Raw genomic sequence first — 13,849 nt, 5'->3', positions numbered from 1 at the left:
TGCAGCAAATGAACATGCTTGGTTTTTGTGCATGCTTGACCTGACCAAATTGGCCGCACCTCTCGATGTCGGCGGCGTGAGTATCCGCAATCGCGTGTTCCTCGCGCCGATGTCGGGAATTACCGACGAGCCGTTCCGGCGACGCGCCCATGCGCATGGCGCCGGCCTGGTCGTGTCCGAAATGGTGGCAAGCGGCGAGCTCGCCAAAGGCAGGGCCGGCTGCGACCTGCGCATACGTCATTCGGGCCTGCCCGTCCATATGGTGCAGCTTGCCGGCCGCGAGGCGGCACACATGGCCGAAGGCGCGCGCATCGCCGCCGGCGAGGGCGCCGACATCATCGATATCAATATGGGTTGCCCCGCCAAGAAGGTGACCGGCGGCTATGCCGGTTCGGCACTGATGCAGGACCTCGATCATGCACTGTCGCTGGTCGACGCCGTGGTCGGCGCGGTCGGTGTGCCGGTGACGCTGAAGATGCGGCTCGGCTGGGACGAAACGGCGCTCAACGCGCCTGACCTGGCGCGCCGTGCCGAGCAGGCGGGCGTCAAGATGGTAACGGTGCACGGCCGCACGCGCTGCCAGTTCTACCAGGGCAAGGCTGATTGGCGTGCCATAGCTCGCGTAAAGGCTGCCGTGTCGATCCCGGTCGTCGCCAATGGCGATGTGTCTTCGCCTGCGCAAGCCGCCGCTGTTCTGGAGCAGTCCGGCGCCGATGCGGTGATGGTCGGCCGCGCCCACTACGGCGCGCCCTGGACCGCCGGAACCATCGCGGTCGCGGCGGCAGGCGAGCTTGCCCGGCTACCGGAAAGCGCTGCGGAACTGGCCGACTACATCATTGCCCATTACGAGGACATGCTGGCGCTCTACGGCGTCGAGAGCGGCCTGCGCCAAGCGCGCAAGCACCTCGGCTGGTATCTGGACCGCCATGCCGGCGCCGTTGCCGACGAAAAGCGCAAGGCCATTCTAACGTCGTTCAATCCCGCGCGGACGATTACCTTGCTTCGCGAGGTGTTTTCGGCCGCCGAGCAAACACCCTTGCGGAGCGCCGCATGAACGCCTCCGTCGGCCAGAGCCCGGAAATGGCGGATGCCGCCCAGATCGTGCTCAACACCATCCGCCGTCCGGTCATCATGATCAGCCCGGAGGGGTTCATCACCTTCGCCAACGCCGATGCGGAAGACTTCTTCCGCTCGAGCGCGACGATGCTCGCCCGTAACACGCTGTCAAAGCTCATCCCCTTCGGCAGCCCGTTGCTGACGCTGGTCGACCAGGTGCGCGAGCGCCGGGCCCCCGTCAACGAATACCGCGTCGACGTGTCGTCTCCGCGTCTCGGCATCGAGAAGGTGGTCGATCTTTATGTCGCCCCGGTGCCGGAGTTTCCAGGTTCCGTCGTGGTGATGTTCCAGGAACGGTCGATGGCCGACAAGATCGACCGGCAGATGACGCATCGCGGCGCGGCGCGCTCGGTGACCGGTCTGGCTGCGATGCTCGCCCATGAGATCAAGAACCCCCTCTCGGGCATCAGGGGCGCTGCCCAGCTGCTTGAACTGTCCGCTTCCGACGAGGATCGCGCGCTGACGCGGCTGATCACCGACGAGACCGACCGCATCGTGTCGCTGGTCGATCGCATGGAGGTGTTTTCCGACGAGCGGCCGATCGACCGCTACCCCGTTAACATCCATGTCGTACTCGACCATGTGAAGGCGATCGCCAAGAACGGTTTTGCGAAAAAAATCAAGATACTGGAGGATTATGATCCTTCATTGCCTCCGGTTTTCGCCAACCGCGACCAGCTCATCCAGGTGTTCCTCAACCTGGTCAAGAATGCCGCCGAGGCGATCGGCGGCGACCCGCAAGGCGAAATCGTCCTGTCGACTGCTTTCAGGCCCGGCATTCGTGTTTCGGTACCTGGCACCCAGGATCGCGTGTCGCTGCCGCTCGAGTTCTGCGTACGCGACAACGGTTCCGGCGTCTCGGAGGATATCCTGCCGATCCTGTTCGATCCCTTCATCACCACCAAGCCGAACGGCTCGGGACTGGGCCTCGCGCTGGTTGCCAAGATCGTTGGTGAGCATGGCGGCATCATCGAATGCGAATCGACGCCGCGCGCGACGATGTTCCGCATCCTGATGCCGGCCTGGAAGGAAACGGCGCTGGGCGCCGATGAAGACGCTGAAGGAGACCGCAAATGACCGTTCGCGGCAATATTCTCGTCGCCGACGACGATGCAGCGATCCGTACGGTCCTCAACCAGGCCCTTTCGCGTGTCGGCCATGAGGTGCGCGTGACCTCCAACGCCTCGACGCTGTGGCGCTGGGTGGCGGCGGGCGAGGGCGATCTCGTCATCACCGACGTGGTAATGCCGGATGAGAACGCCTTCGACATGCTGCCGCGCATCAAGAAAGCACGGCCGGAGCTGCCCGTCATCGTCATGAGCGCCCAGAATACGTTCATGACGGCGATCCGTGCCTCCGAGACCGGCGCCTACGAATATCTGCCGAAGCCGTTCGACCTCACCGAGCTCCTCAACATCGTCAACCGGGCGCTGTCGGAGCCGCGGCGCCCCAAGATCGACGCGCGGCCGGAAGAGCAGCCCGAGACCATGCCGCTGGTCGGCCGCTCGGCCGCCATGCAGGACATCTATCGCATGCTGGCGCGCATGATGCAGACCGACCTGACGGTGATGATTTCGGGTGAGTCGGGCACCGGCAAGGAGCTGGTGGCGCGTGCGCTGCACGAATATGGCCGCCGCCGTGGCGGCCCTTTCGTCGCCATCAACATGGCGGCCATCCCGCGCGACCTGATCGAATCGGAACTGTTCGGCCATGAGAAGGGCGCCTTCACCGGCGCGCAGAATCGCTCAACCGGCCGTTTCGAACAGGCTGAAGGTGGCACGCTGTTCCTTGACGAGATCGGCGACATGCCGATGGAAGCGCAGACGCGCCTGCTGCGCGTCCTCCAGCAGGGCGAATACACGACGGTCGGCGGCCGCACGCCGATCAAGACCGACGTGCGCATCGTCGCCGCCACCAACAAGGATTTGCGCACGCTGATCAACCAGGGGCTCTTCCGCGAGGATCTTTTCTACCGCCTCAATGTCGTGCCCCTCAGGCTGCCGGCACTGCGCGAGCGCTCCGAGGACGTGCCGGACCTCGTCCGGCACTTCTTCAAGCTCGGCGAGATGGAAGGTCTCCAGACCAAGCGTATCTCGTCGGGCGGCATCGAATTGATGAAGCGCTATCCCTGGCCGGGCAATGTGCGCGAACTGGAAAACCTGGTCCGCAGGCTCGCCGCGCTCTATTCACAGGACGAGATTTCTGCCGAGATCATCGAGGCCGAACTCAAGACCGGCGAGCGTCCCGTGGTGCCGGGCGGCGGCAACCTCATTCCCGACGACCTGTCCATCGGCCAGGCGGTCGAGCATTTCCTGCAGCGCTATTTCACCTCGTTTGCCGGCGAATTGCCGCCTGCCGGCCTCTACCAGCGCATTCTCTCGGAGGTCGAGTATCCGCTGGTGCTGGCCTCGATGACCGCGACGCGCGGCAACCAGATCAAAGCCGCGGAACTGCTGGGGCTCAACCGCAACACGCTGCGCAAGAAGATTCGCGAACTCGGCGTCAACGTCTACAAATCGTCACGCCAGGCCTGAGCTGGGATCGAGCCGAAGCGCTTTTCCGGGGGACTGGCCGCGAAAGATTTCCGTCCAGGCCACACTTGTTGCATAATCGCCACAATGCGTTGCATAGATCCGACGCAATCACTGGCTCTAGACGGCGACATGGCTTCGCAGGCTCCGACACCGAACGAACCGCTTTTCAACGACCCCGGCACGCGTGACGGGCGCCGACTGTTGGCGCTGCCCGGCGTGGTGGCGGTCGTGGGTGCGCTGGTCATGGCGGCCATTTCGTTCGCCATCCTGGTCGGCGCGACGCCGATTGCGCCCGACGCCAGGACAACCTGGGCGCTCATCGCGCTCAACGCCGTCTTCGTCCTGTTGCTGATCGCACTGATCGGCCGGGAGGTGCATCGCATCGTCATGGCGCGCCGGCATGGCAAGGCAGCCTCGCGGCTGCATGTGCGCATCGTGGCCATGTTCGCGCTCGTCGCCGCCATCCCCGCCATCATGGTGGCCATCATCGCATCGATCACGCTCGATATCGGTCTCGACCGCTGGTTCGAGATTCGCACCAAGACGATCGTCAATTCGTCGCTGTCCATCGCCGATGCCTATGTGCAGGAAAACGCGCGCAATCTGCAGGGCACGACGCTGTCGATGGCCTATGACCTCGACGCGTCGCGCACGCTTTACGGCCTCGACCGGACTGGCTTCCTCGATCTGATGAGCAAGGAAGCGGTGGGCCGCTCGCTGGCACATGCCGCGCTGATCAAGCCCGACGGCTCCTTCGTGATGAGCGCCAAGACCGACGCCGACTTCGCCATGCCGGAACCGCCGGAGGGAGCGGTCGCCAGCGCCACCGATGGCAAGCCGGTTCTGATCGAGCCGCGCACGCGCAACATCATGGGCGCTATCGTCAAGCTGCGTGAGATCGAGGGACTCTACCTCTACACGATCCGGCTGGTCGATCCCGAGGTGATTAAGGCGCGCCAGATCGTCAGATCGAATACCGACGAATATCGCAATCTCGAAGACAACAGGCGCACTTCGCAGGTGGCTTTCGCCTTGCCTTATCTGTCGTTGACTTTGATTATCATCTTGTCGGCAATCTGGACCGGCATTGCCGTGGCCGACCGGCTGGTGCGGCCGATTCGTCAGCTCATCGGGGCTGCCGACGAGGTCGCGACCGGCAATCTCGATGTCGCCGTGCCGGTGCGGCCGTCCGACGGCGACGTTGCCTCGCTCGGCAATACTTTCAACAAGATGCTGCAGGAATTGAAATCGCAGCGCAACGAGATCCTGTCCGCCAAGGATCTGATCGACGAACGACGGCGCTTTTCGGAAGCGGTGCTGGCCGGTGTCACCGCGGGCGTCATCGGGGTCGATCCCTATGGCATCGTCACCATCGTGAACCGCTCGGCCGAGTCCATGCTGGCCATTTCGGCCAGTGCGGCACTCGGGCAGAACCTTTCCGCCATTCTCCCGCATGTCGGCCGCGTCTTCGAGATCGGCCGCCAATCGGGCAAGCCCGTCTATCGCGAGCAGGTGACGTTTTTCCGCGCCGGCACGGAGCGGACTTTCAACGTGCAGATCACCATCGAGGCCGGCAATAACGGCACCGAGGAGAAATCCTACGTCGTGACGGTCGACGACATCACCGATCTGGTCCAGGCGCAGCGCTCCTCTGCCTGGGCCGATGTGGCGCGCCGCATCGCCCATGAGATCAAAAACCCCCTGACGCCGATCCAGCTTTCAGCCGAGCGCATCAAGCGCCGCTACGGCAAGGTCATCACCGAGGACCGCGAGGTGTTCGACCAGTGCACCGACACGATCATCCGGCAGGTCGAGGATATTGGTCGCATGGTCGACGAATTCTCCGCTTTCGCTCGCATGCCGAAGCCCGAGATGAAGTCCATAGACCTGCGTGAATCGCTGCGCGAGGCCTCCTTCCTGGTCGAAGTGAGCCGTTCCGACATCACGTTCGAGCGCATATTCGGCAACGAACCGCTCAAGGGTACTTTCGACAGCCGCCTGTTGGCGCAGGCTTTCGGCAACGTGATCAAGAACGCTGCCGAAGCGATCGACGGGCTGGAACAGAAGGACGGTTCGCACGGCATAATCCGGATTCAAGCCGGACGCCAAAATGGCGCGATTCGCATCGACGTCATCGACAATGGCAAGGGCCTGCCGCGGGAGAATCGCCAACGGCTGCTCGAGCCCTACATGACCACGCGTGAGAAGGGCACGGGCCTTGGCCTCGCCATCGTCAAGAAGATCGTGGAGGACCATGGCGGCAGGCTGGAGCTCCACGATGCGCCTGCAGATTTCCACGGCGGGCGCGGCGCGATGATCAGCATCATCCTGCCACCTGCGGCCGTGGCGCCAGCGCGCGGCGAAAGCAGGACGGAACACGAAAGAGAAACTGAAAAGGTCGGTAATGGCGTCTGATATTCTGATCGTCGATGACGAGGAAGACATCCGTGAGCTCGTCGCAGGCATACTGAGCGACGAAGGTCACGAAACCCGCACGGCATCCGATGCCGACACCGCTCTGGCGGCCATCGCTGACCGAGCGCCGCGCCTGATTTTCCTCGACATCTGGTTGCAGGGTTCGCGCCTGGACGGCCTGGCTTTGTTGGACGAGATCAAGACCATGCACCCCAACCTGCCGGTGGTGATGATTTCGGGCCATGGCAACATCGAAACCGCGGTCTCCGCCATCAGACGCGGCGCTTATGATTTCATCGAGAAGCCGTTCAAGGCGGACAGGCTGATTCTGATTGCCGAGCGTGCGCTGGAAACCTCCAAGCTGAGGCGCGAGGTTTCCGATCTCAAGCTGCGCAGCGGGGAGACCTTCGACCTGATCGGCATGTCGTCGGCGATGAGCCAGTTGCGCCAGACCATCGAGCGCGTCGCGCCGACCAACAGCCGCGTCATGATCATTGGCCCCTCCGGATCTGGCAAGGAGCTGGCCGCGCGCGCCATCCACACGCTGTCGGCGCGCAAGAGCGCACCTTTCGTGACCCTGAGCGCCGCCAACATCACGCCCGAACGCATGGAGATCGAACTGTTCGGCACCGAATCGAACGGCGTCGAGCGCAAGGTCGGCGCCCTGGAGGAAGCCCATCGCGGCATCCTCTACATCGATGAGGTGGCCGATATGCCGCGCGAGACGCAGAACAAGATCCTGCGTGTGCTGGTCGAACAGCAGTTTGAGCGCGTCGGCGGCACCAAACGGGTCAAGGTCGATGTCCGCATCATCTCCTCGACATCGCAGAACCTGGAGGCGATGATCGCCGATGGCCGTTTCCGCGAGGATCTTTACCATCGCCTTGCGGTGGTACCGGTGACGGTGCCGGGACTTGCCGAGCGGCGCGAGGACATTCCTTATCTCGTTGACAATTTCATGAAGCAGATCGCCCGTCAGGCCGGCATCAAGCCGCGCCGCATCGGCGATGACGCCATGGCGGTGCTGCAGGCGCACAATTGGCCAGGCAATGTTCGCCAATTGCGCAACAATGTCGAACGGCTGATGATCCTGGCGCGCGGCGACAATGTCGATGCGCCGATCACCGCCGACCTGTTGCCGTCCGAAATCGGCGATGTCATGCCGCGCACGCCAAACCAGTCGGACCAGCACATCATGGCGCTGCCGCTGCGCGAGGCGCGCGAACAATTCGAGAAGGACTATCTGATCGCCCAGATCAACCGGTTCGGCGGCAACATTTCGAAAACGGCCGAGTTCATCGGCATGGAGCGTTCCGCGCTGCACCGCAAGCTGAAGTCGCTCGGTGTCTGACCTGATATCTTGAGCGGTTCGGCGTTTGATGCATTGCCGGCTCGGTTCAATACCTTGCTCAAGCAGTTCCGGCCGGAAAACCGTTACACGCTTTCTGGAATTGCTTCAGTGGCCCACGCGATTATCCATCACTGTTGAGGCGGAATCGCCTAAACAAGCCGAAGCAGATCCCCCGAGGTGACAAATGCCGCGTATTGCCTATGTGAACGGGCGCTACACCGCTCATGCCGATGCCGCTGTGCATATCGAAGACCGTGGCTACCAGTTCGCCGACGGCGTTTACGAGGTCTGCGAAGTGGCGCGCGGCTTCATCGTGGACATGCCGCGTCACCTTGCCCGGCTGAACCGTTCGCTGAGCGAGCTGTCGATCGGCTGGCCCGTCACCCCAGGCGTCCTGCCGCTCATCATGCGTGAAGTGGTCAATCGCAACCATGTCGTCAACGGCCTTGTTTACGTCCAGGTCACACGCGGCGTTGCCAGCCGCGACTTCGCCTTCCCCTCGGCTGATACCAAGCCGTCGCTGGTGATCACCGCCAGGAAGATGGATCCCGCTGCTGGGACCAAGCGGGCCGAGACCGGTATCGCCGTCATCACCGTGCCCGAGAATCGCTGGGATCGCGTCGACATCAAGAGCACCGGCCTGCTGCCCAATGTACTGGCCAAGCAGAAGGCCAAGGAAGCTGGCGCGCAGGAAGCCTGGTTCGTGGATACGGACGGTAACGTCAAGGAAGGCGGGTCGTCGAATGCCTGGATCGTCACCAGGGACGGCGTTCTGGTCACCAGGCCCGCCGAGCACGGTATTCTGCGCGGAATAACCCGCACCACCATGTTTGAAGTGGCGGCCAAGCTCGGACTCAAGATCGAGGAACGCGGCTTTTCCGTCGCCGAGGCCAAGGCGGCGAGGGAGGCTTTCATCAGTTCCGCGACCACGATCGCCATGCCGGTCGTGGCCATAGACGGCGATCCGATCGCCAACGGCCACCCCGGCTCGATAACACTTTCGTTGCGGCAAGCCTTTTTTGACATTGCGGAAAAAAGTCCAGCCTGATAACCGCACAGGTGGAATGAACATCAATATATCTCGTTCTGCTTGTCGTTACTGACGACAAGACGGTGTTTGTGCGCTTGACATGTGCCTGACAATTTGGCGCATTGGCCTGCAAACCGAAGGGGATCGGCGAAAGACAAGAACAATGGCGGAACGATCGCAAAACCTTCAGGACCTGTTCCTGAACTCTGTTCGCAAGAGCAAGAACCCGCTCACCATCTTTCTCATCAACGGCGTGAAGCTGACCGGCGTCGTCACTTCATTCGACAATTTCTGCGTCCTGCTGCGCCGCGACGGCCACTCCCAGCTCGTCTACAAGCACGCCATTTCCACGATCATGCCGAGCCAGCCGGTTCAGATGTTCGATGGCGAGGAAAGCCAGGGCGCCTGATTGGCACGTGAGAAGGACCCGGATCGCAGCGTTCGCGGAAAATCAGCACATCTGCCGGGGACGGAAGCTGAGGGTCCGACCCGGGCAGTTGTCATCGTGCCGGTGCTTACCCGCCAGCCGCGCGGCGAGGACGACACCAACCGTCCGCGGCTGACGCGCTCGGCCGAGGCCCGTCATGATGAAGCGGTCGGCCTTGCCCGCGCCATCGATCTCGATCTGATCCACACGGCCGTGGTTACCGTCAACGATCCACGTCCGGCGACCTTGCTCGGCAGCGGCAAGGTCGAGGAGTTGGCGCAGATCGTCAAGGAGGGGCACGCGGAGGTGGTCATCGTCGATCATCCGCTGACGCCGGTGCAGCAGCGCAACCTCGAGAAGGAATTCAACGCCAAGGTGCTGGACCGCACCGGGCTGATCCTCGAGATCTTCGGCGAGCGCGCCCGCACCAAGGAAGGCACGCTGCAGGTCGAGCTTGCGCATCTCAACTACCAGAAGGGCCGGCTGGTGCGCAGCTGGACCCACCTCGAACGCCAGCGCGGCGGTGCCGGCTTTCTCGGCGGCCCCGGCGAAACCCAGATCGAATCGGACCGGCGCGTCCTGCAGGACAAGATCGTCAAGCTGAAGCACGAGTTGGAGACGGTGCGCCGCACCCGCGACCTGCATCGTGCCAAGCGCAAGAAGGTGCCGTTTCCGGTGGTGGCCATCGTCGGCTACACCAATGCCGGAAAATCGACGCTGTTCAACAAGTTGACCGGGGCAGGGGTGCTGGCGCAGGACATGCTGTTCGCCACGCTCGATCCGACGCTGCGCCGCGTGCGGCTGCCGCACGGCACGCCGATCATCCTCTCGGATACGGTCGGCTTCATCTCGGACCTGCCGACGCATCTCATCGCGGCTTTCCGCGCCACGCTCGAAGAAGTGGTCGAGGCGGATCTCGTCATCCATTTGCGCGACATTTCCGATCCTGACACATCCGCCCAGGCCGAGGACGTCGAGCGCATCCTGGCCGACCTCGGCGTCGACGCCGGCGATACCAAGCGGGTCATCGAGGTCTGGAACAAGGTCGACCTGCTCGATGAAGGCAATCGCGCGCGGCTGCTTGCCGAGAGTACGGATGCCAAGGCGCCTCCCGTCGCCATATCGGCGGTCACGGGCGAAGGCATCGACGCGCTGAACGCGATCATAGAGACACGCATGTCCGGCGAACTCGAAGATCTGACGGTGACGATCGGGCCGGCGCAGTTCGGCCTTGTCGACTGGCTTTACCGCAATGGCGATGTCGTTTCGCGAACCGACAATGACGACGGCAGCGCCACCATCTCCCTCAAGGCCACGCAAAGTGCCCGCGAAGAGATCGAAAGCAGATTGCGTCGCAAGAATAACGGCTAACGCCAGTTATTTCGCGCTCTTCGCTTTCTGCCAGAGCGCTTCCATTTCGTCCAGATCAGCCTTTTCCAGCGAGCTGCCGGATTTCTCCAGGGCCTGCTCGACATAGTGGAAGCGCGAACGGAATTTCTCGTTGGTGCCGCTGAGCGCTGCTTCCGAATCGAGCTTCAGGTGACGGCCGAGATTCACGACGGCAAACAGCATGTCGCCGAATTCATCCTTGATCTCCGCGGTTTGGCCCTTGGCCAGCGCCTCGCGCAATTCGCCGATCTCTTCCTCGATCTTGTCGAGGATGGGCGCTGCCTCGCTCCAGTCGAAACCGACGCGGGCGGCCTTCTCCTGAAGTTTCAATGCCCGCGTCAATGCGGGCAGGGCGATCGGCACGCTGTCCAGAAACCCCTTGCCGTTGTCTTCCGGGTCGAGACCGCGCGCGAGACGGGCGCTACGCTTCTCGGCCTTCTCTTGTGCCTTGATCTTCTCCCACATGCCTTTGGCCATGCCGGCGCTGCGGGCCTGTTCGTCCCCGAAGACGTGTGGATGGCGGCGGATCATCTTCGTGGTGATGGCCTGGACCACGTCTCCGAAAGCGAACTCGCCGGCTTCCTCAGCCATCTGCGCGTGGTACACGACCTGCAAAAGGAGATCGCCGAGTTCGTCGCGCAGATCGTCCAGATCGCCGCGCGCGATGGCGTCGGCCACCTCATAGGCCTCCTCGATCGTGTAAGGCGCGATGGTCGAGAAATCCTGTTCGATATCCCACGGGCAGCCGGTCTTTGGTGCACGCAGCGCCGCCATGATCTCGATCAGGCGCGAAATGTCTTTCGATGGCTTCATGCGGCGGATGCTATCGCGCGGTCCGCGGCGCGGCCAATGCTGTCGGCAGGCGAAGCGGGCTTGTCCACAGTTGCGCCGAACAAGTCCGGTCAGTCGAGCACGGAAACGATCGCCTTGGCGAGCTTGTCCATGCCGTCTTCCGGCAGGCCGGCGACATTGATACGGCTGTCGCCGACCATGTAGACGCCATATTCCGCGCGCAGCCGTTCGACCTGCGCTTCCGTGAGCCCAAGCCGGGAAAACATGCCGCGATGGCTGGCGACGAAATCGAAGCGGTCGGAGTTGGACTGCCGGCGCAGCGCCTCGGCGAATTGCACCCGAAGCCTGAGCATGCGCAGGCGCATCTCCTCGAGCTCGGCTTCCCAGTCCGCGCGCAAGACCGCGTCCTCAAGCACGATGCGCACCGCCGCTGCGCCGTGGTCGGGCGGCATCGAATACATGGCACGAGCCGCCGACAGCATCTGGCCCAGCGCCACGTCGGCCTGCGCGCTGTCCCTGGCCAGGATCATCGCCGCGCCGACACGGTCGCGGTAGACGGCGAAGTTCTTCGAGCAGCTGGACGCGACGACCATTTCCGGAACCTTTTCGGCCAGCAGCCGCAGTCCGGCGGCATCGGCCTCGAGGCCATCGCCAAAGCCCTGATAGGCAATGTCGACAAACGGCAGCAGGCCGCGCTCGACGACGAGATCGGTGACAGTGGCCCACTGCGCGATGTCCAGATTGGCGCCGGTCGGGTTGTGGCAGCAGCCATGCAGCAGCACCACGTCGCCGCTCTTTGCGGTGCGCAGTGCTGCCAGCATGTCGTCGAAGCGAACGGCGCCCGACGTCGCGTCGAAATAGGGGTATTCACGGATTTGCAGCCCGGCGGCGCGCATCACCGGCATGTGGTTCGGCCAGGTGGGATCGGACAACCAGACCGTCGCATCGGCGCGGGTTCGCATCAAAAGCTCGGCCACCAGCCGCAACGCGCCGGAGCCGCCCGGCGCCTGCGCGGCACGGATCCGCGTCATGTCTGCACCCGGACCGAAGGCGAGCCTGGCCATCACGGTATTGAACCCGGTGTCGCCGGCGAGGCCGAGATAAGTCTTGGTGTCCTGACCCTGCAGCAGCCGCTTCTCCGCCTCGCGGACGGCCCGCATGACCGGCGTCTTGCCGTCGCGATCCTTGTAGACGCCGACACCAAGGTCGACCTTGTCGGGTCGAGGATCGGCGCGATAGAGGCCGATCAAGGCAAGGATCTTGTCGGCGGCGGCCGACTGAAGGTTTTCAAACATCTGCATGGTTCCGTTGGCGCGGCGGAGTGATACGCAAATCGAACCCCTTGCACCAGCGGTTTTAACTCGCGCCACCCCGAATCGCATAGCCTTGGCATCGCCGCGAGCTACGTCCGCGGCTGCATATGTGCGGCGTTTCGCGAAAAAATCTGCAGGGCCGGGATTAAAACCCCCACATGTTCCGTAAACAGGGCATGAAACGGTCGATGCCACGCTTCGATATCGTCGGACAACTCGGCTCGCTCAGGCGTTACGCGCGCTCGCTGACGCGCGACGGTGCCGATGCAGAGGATCTCGTGCATGACGCTCTTGTGCGTGCCTATGAGCGGCGCGGCACCTTCCGCTCGGGCGGAAATTTGCGCGCCTGGCTGCTGTCCATCGTTCATAACACGTTCGTAGACCGCATGCGCTCGCGACGTTCGGAAGCAGCGCGCCTCGAACAGGCTGGATACCTTGCGGACGCCAGCGCGCCAGCGCCGCAGGAGCATTCGGTGCGCCTGGGCCAGGTGCGCGATGCTTTTTTCAGCCTGCCCGAAGAACAGCGCTCGGCCCTGCATCTCGTTGCCATAGAGGGCCTTTCCTACAGCCAGGCGGCCGATGCCAGCGGCGTGCCACTCGGAACGCTGATGTCGCGCATCGGCAGGGCGCGCGCCGCGCTTCGCGAGATGGAGGAGGGGGCTCCCGCGAAGGCGAAAAATCACCTCAGGATTGTTGGAGGCCCGTCATGACAGCAGCTATCGATCCCGTGACGGACGCCGATCTCGACGCCTATGTCGACGATCAGCTCGACGTCTCGCGCCGCATCGAAGTCGAGGCCTTCCTCTCCGCCCGGCCGGAAGCGGCCGCGCGTGTGATGGCGGATCTCAGGATGCGGGACGAACTGCGCGTGGCGCTGGCCGGATCAGGCGGGATGGCGAGGCCGATGACGACCGATGCCGCGCGGCGCCTGGAGAGGGGGCTTGCCCGGGGCCGCATCTTCGGCGTCTTGCAACGTGTCGCGGCGGTGGCCGCTTTCGTCGCCGCCGGCTGGCTGGCCAACGGCATCGTCGGGCCGATGTCGGTGACCAGGGTCGTCGCCTCGCCGCAGCCGCCCGCCTATGTCGACGAGGCGGTGCGCGCACACAGGACGACCCTTGTGCGCGAAACCATGTCTTCGCAGGCCGAGGCGCCAAACTACAATGCCGGCGAAATCCGCTCGGCGACGGCCATCGTTATGCCATCCTTGCCCAAGGACTGGAAGGTCCGCGACGTGCAGGTCTATCCGTCGCGCTTTGGGCCCAGCGTCGAGATGGCGGTCGAGACCAAGGAGATGGGCCTGGTGTCGCTGTTCGCGATACGGCCGGGAACCTTCGACGTGGTCAAGCCGACGGTCGCGCCCTCGGGCGATATTTCCTCGGCCTATTTCCAGGTCGGCGAGGTCGCCTATGCGGTGGTCGCGCAAGGCGAGGTCCATGACCTCGACCGCGCCGCCGAGACGCTTGCCAGAACGCTTTACTGATC

At 63.5% G+C, this 13,849-nt stretch carries 12 protein-coding genes; 10 read left to right on the top strand and 2 right to left on the bottom strand.

Annotated elements, in window-relative coordinates; translation table 11 throughout:
* The first annotated feature begins 31 nt into the window (after nucleotides 1-31).
* From dusB to hflX, 8 genes are all read left to right on the top strand, one after another.
* On the top strand, nucleotides 32-1,054 hold the full coding sequence (gene dusB / locus LB532_RS23080; protein ID WP_140638083.1) for a tRNA dihydrouridine synthase DusB: 1,023 nt from the start codon (nucleotides 32-34) through the stop codon (nucleotides 1,052-1,054).
* Nucleotides 1,051-2,193 carry a two-component system sensor histidine kinase NtrB gene (locus LB532_RS23075; protein WP_140548581.1) on the top strand — a complete coding sequence of 381 codons (1,143 nt, stop codon included), beginning with the start codon at nucleotides 1,051-1,053 and terminating at the stop codon, nucleotides 2,191-2,193. The genes dusB and LB532_RS23075 overlap by 4 nt, the downstream gene beginning before the upstream one ends.
* Nucleotides 2,190-3,650, top strand: a complete 1,461-nt coding sequence (gene ntrC / locus LB532_RS23070) for a nitrogen regulation protein NR(I) (protein ID WP_140515418.1) — start codon at nucleotides 2,190-2,192, stop codon at nucleotides 3,648-3,650. The genes LB532_RS23075 and ntrC overlap by 4 nt, the downstream gene beginning before the upstream one ends.
* Nucleotides 3,651-3,779: 129 nt before the next feature.
* Complete coding sequence (locus tag LB532_RS23065) at nucleotides 3,780-6,065, top strand: sensor histidine kinase NtrY-like (RefSeq protein ID WP_181169254.1); 2,286 nt, start codon at nucleotides 3,780-3,782, stop codon at nucleotides 6,063-6,065.
* The gene (locus LB532_RS23060; protein WP_140498569.1) at nucleotides 6,055-7,416 is read left to right on the top strand and encodes a sigma-54-dependent transcriptional regulator; all 1,362 of its coding nucleotides are present in this window, start codon (nucleotides 6,055-6,057) and stop codon (nucleotides 7,414-7,416) included. The genes LB532_RS23065 and LB532_RS23060 overlap by 11 nt, the downstream gene beginning before the upstream one ends.
* 184 nt (nucleotides 7,417-7,600) lie before the next feature.
* Complete coding sequence (locus tag LB532_RS23055; protein WP_140638084.1) at nucleotides 7,601-8,464, top strand: D-amino-acid transaminase; 864 nt, start codon at nucleotides 7,601-7,603, stop codon at nucleotides 8,462-8,464.
* Between the two features lie 145 nt (nucleotides 8,465-8,609).
* Nucleotides 8,610-8,855: an RNA chaperone Hfq gene (gene hfq, locus LB532_RS23050; protein WP_006202172.1), complete on the top strand. Its 246-nt coding sequence runs from the start codon at nucleotides 8,610-8,612 to the stop codon at nucleotides 8,853-8,855.
* Nucleotides 8,856-10,244 carry a GTPase HflX gene (gene hflX / locus LB532_RS23045; protein WP_140638086.1) on the top strand — a complete coding sequence of 463 codons (1,389 nt, stop codon included), beginning with the start codon at nucleotides 8,856-8,858 and terminating at the stop codon, nucleotides 10,242-10,244.
* A 6-nt stretch (nucleotides 10,245-10,250) separates the two neighbouring features.
* Here the strand turns inward: hflX and mazG are convergent, their stop codons facing one another.
* Nucleotides 10,251-11,075 (bottom strand): nucleoside triphosphate pyrophosphohydrolase, encoded by an 825-nt coding sequence (gene mazG, locus LB532_RS23040; protein ID WP_140638087.1) that lies wholly within the window; start codon nucleotides 11,073-11,075, stop codon nucleotides 10,251-10,253.
* 89 nt (nucleotides 11,076-11,164) lie between these two features.
* A complete protein-coding gene (locus LB532_RS23035) occupies nucleotides 11,165-12,349 on the bottom strand; it encodes an aromatic amino acid transaminase (protein ID WP_140638088.1) in 1,185 nt (394 codons plus the stop codon).
* A gap of 194 nt (nucleotides 12,350-12,543) precedes the next feature.
* On the opposite strand from LB532_RS23035, the gene LB532_RS23030 reads away from it, so the two are divergent.
* On the top strand, nucleotides 12,544-13,077 hold the full coding sequence (locus tag LB532_RS23030; protein WP_411908892.1) for a sigma-70 family RNA polymerase sigma factor: 534 nt from the start codon (nucleotides 12,544-12,546) through the stop codon (nucleotides 13,075-13,077).
* Entirely contained in the window at nucleotides 13,074-13,847 is a 774-nt protein-coding gene (locus LB532_RS23025; RefSeq protein ID WP_140638090.1) for an anti-sigma factor family protein, read from the top strand. Before LB532_RS23030 ends, LB532_RS23025 begins: the two co-directional genes overlap by 4 nt.
* Nucleotides 13,848-13,849 lie beyond the last annotated feature (2 nt).

Source organism: Mesorhizobium sp. ESP-6-2, assembly GCF_020164675.1.
GTDB lineage: Bacteria > Pseudomonadota > Alphaproteobacteria > Rhizobiales > Rhizobiaceae > Mesorhizobium.
The sequence above is the reverse complement of the archived record's forward strand: the minus strand, read 5'-3'. Positions and strand labels throughout refer to the sequence as shown.

Coding starts and splice junctions, on each gene's coding strand:
- LB532_RS23055 (WP_140638084.1), top strand. CDS start 7,601: ATGCCGCGTATTGCCTATGTGAACGGGCGCTACACCGCTCATGCCGAT.
- LB532_RS23060 (WP_140498569.1), top strand. CDS start 6,055: ATGGCGTCTGATATTCTGATCGTCGATGACGAGGAAGACATCCGTGAG.
- LB532_RS23025 (WP_140638090.1), top strand. CDS start 13,074: ATGACAGCAGCTATCGATCCCGTGACGGACGCCGATCTCGACGCCTAT.
- mazG (WP_140638087.1), bottom strand. CDS start 11,075: ATGAAGCCATCGAAAGACATTTCGCGCCTGATCGAGATCATGGCGGCG.
- LB532_RS23030 (WP_411908892.1), top strand. CDS start 12,544: ATGAAACGGTCGATGCCACGCTTCGATATCGTCGGACAACTCGGCTCG.
- hfq (WP_006202172.1), top strand. CDS start 8,610: ATGGCGGAACGATCGCAAAACCTTCAGGACCTGTTCCTGAACTCTGTT.
- dusB (WP_140638083.1), top strand. CDS start 32: ATGCTTGACCTGACCAAATTGGCCGCACCTCTCGATGTCGGCGGCGTG.
- ntrC (WP_140515418.1), top strand. CDS start 2,190: ATGACCGTTCGCGGCAATATTCTCGTCGCCGACGACGATGCAGCGATC.
- LB532_RS23035 (WP_140638088.1), bottom strand. CDS start 12,349: ATGTTTGAAAACCTTCAGTCGGCCGCCGCCGACAAGATCCTTGCCTTG.
- LB532_RS23065 (WP_181169254.1), top strand. CDS start 3,780: ATGGCTTCGCAGGCTCCGACACCGAACGAACCGCTTTTCAACGACCCC.
- LB532_RS23075 (WP_140548581.1), top strand. CDS start 1,051: ATGAACGCCTCCGTCGGCCAGAGCCCGGAAATGGCGGATGCCGCCCAG.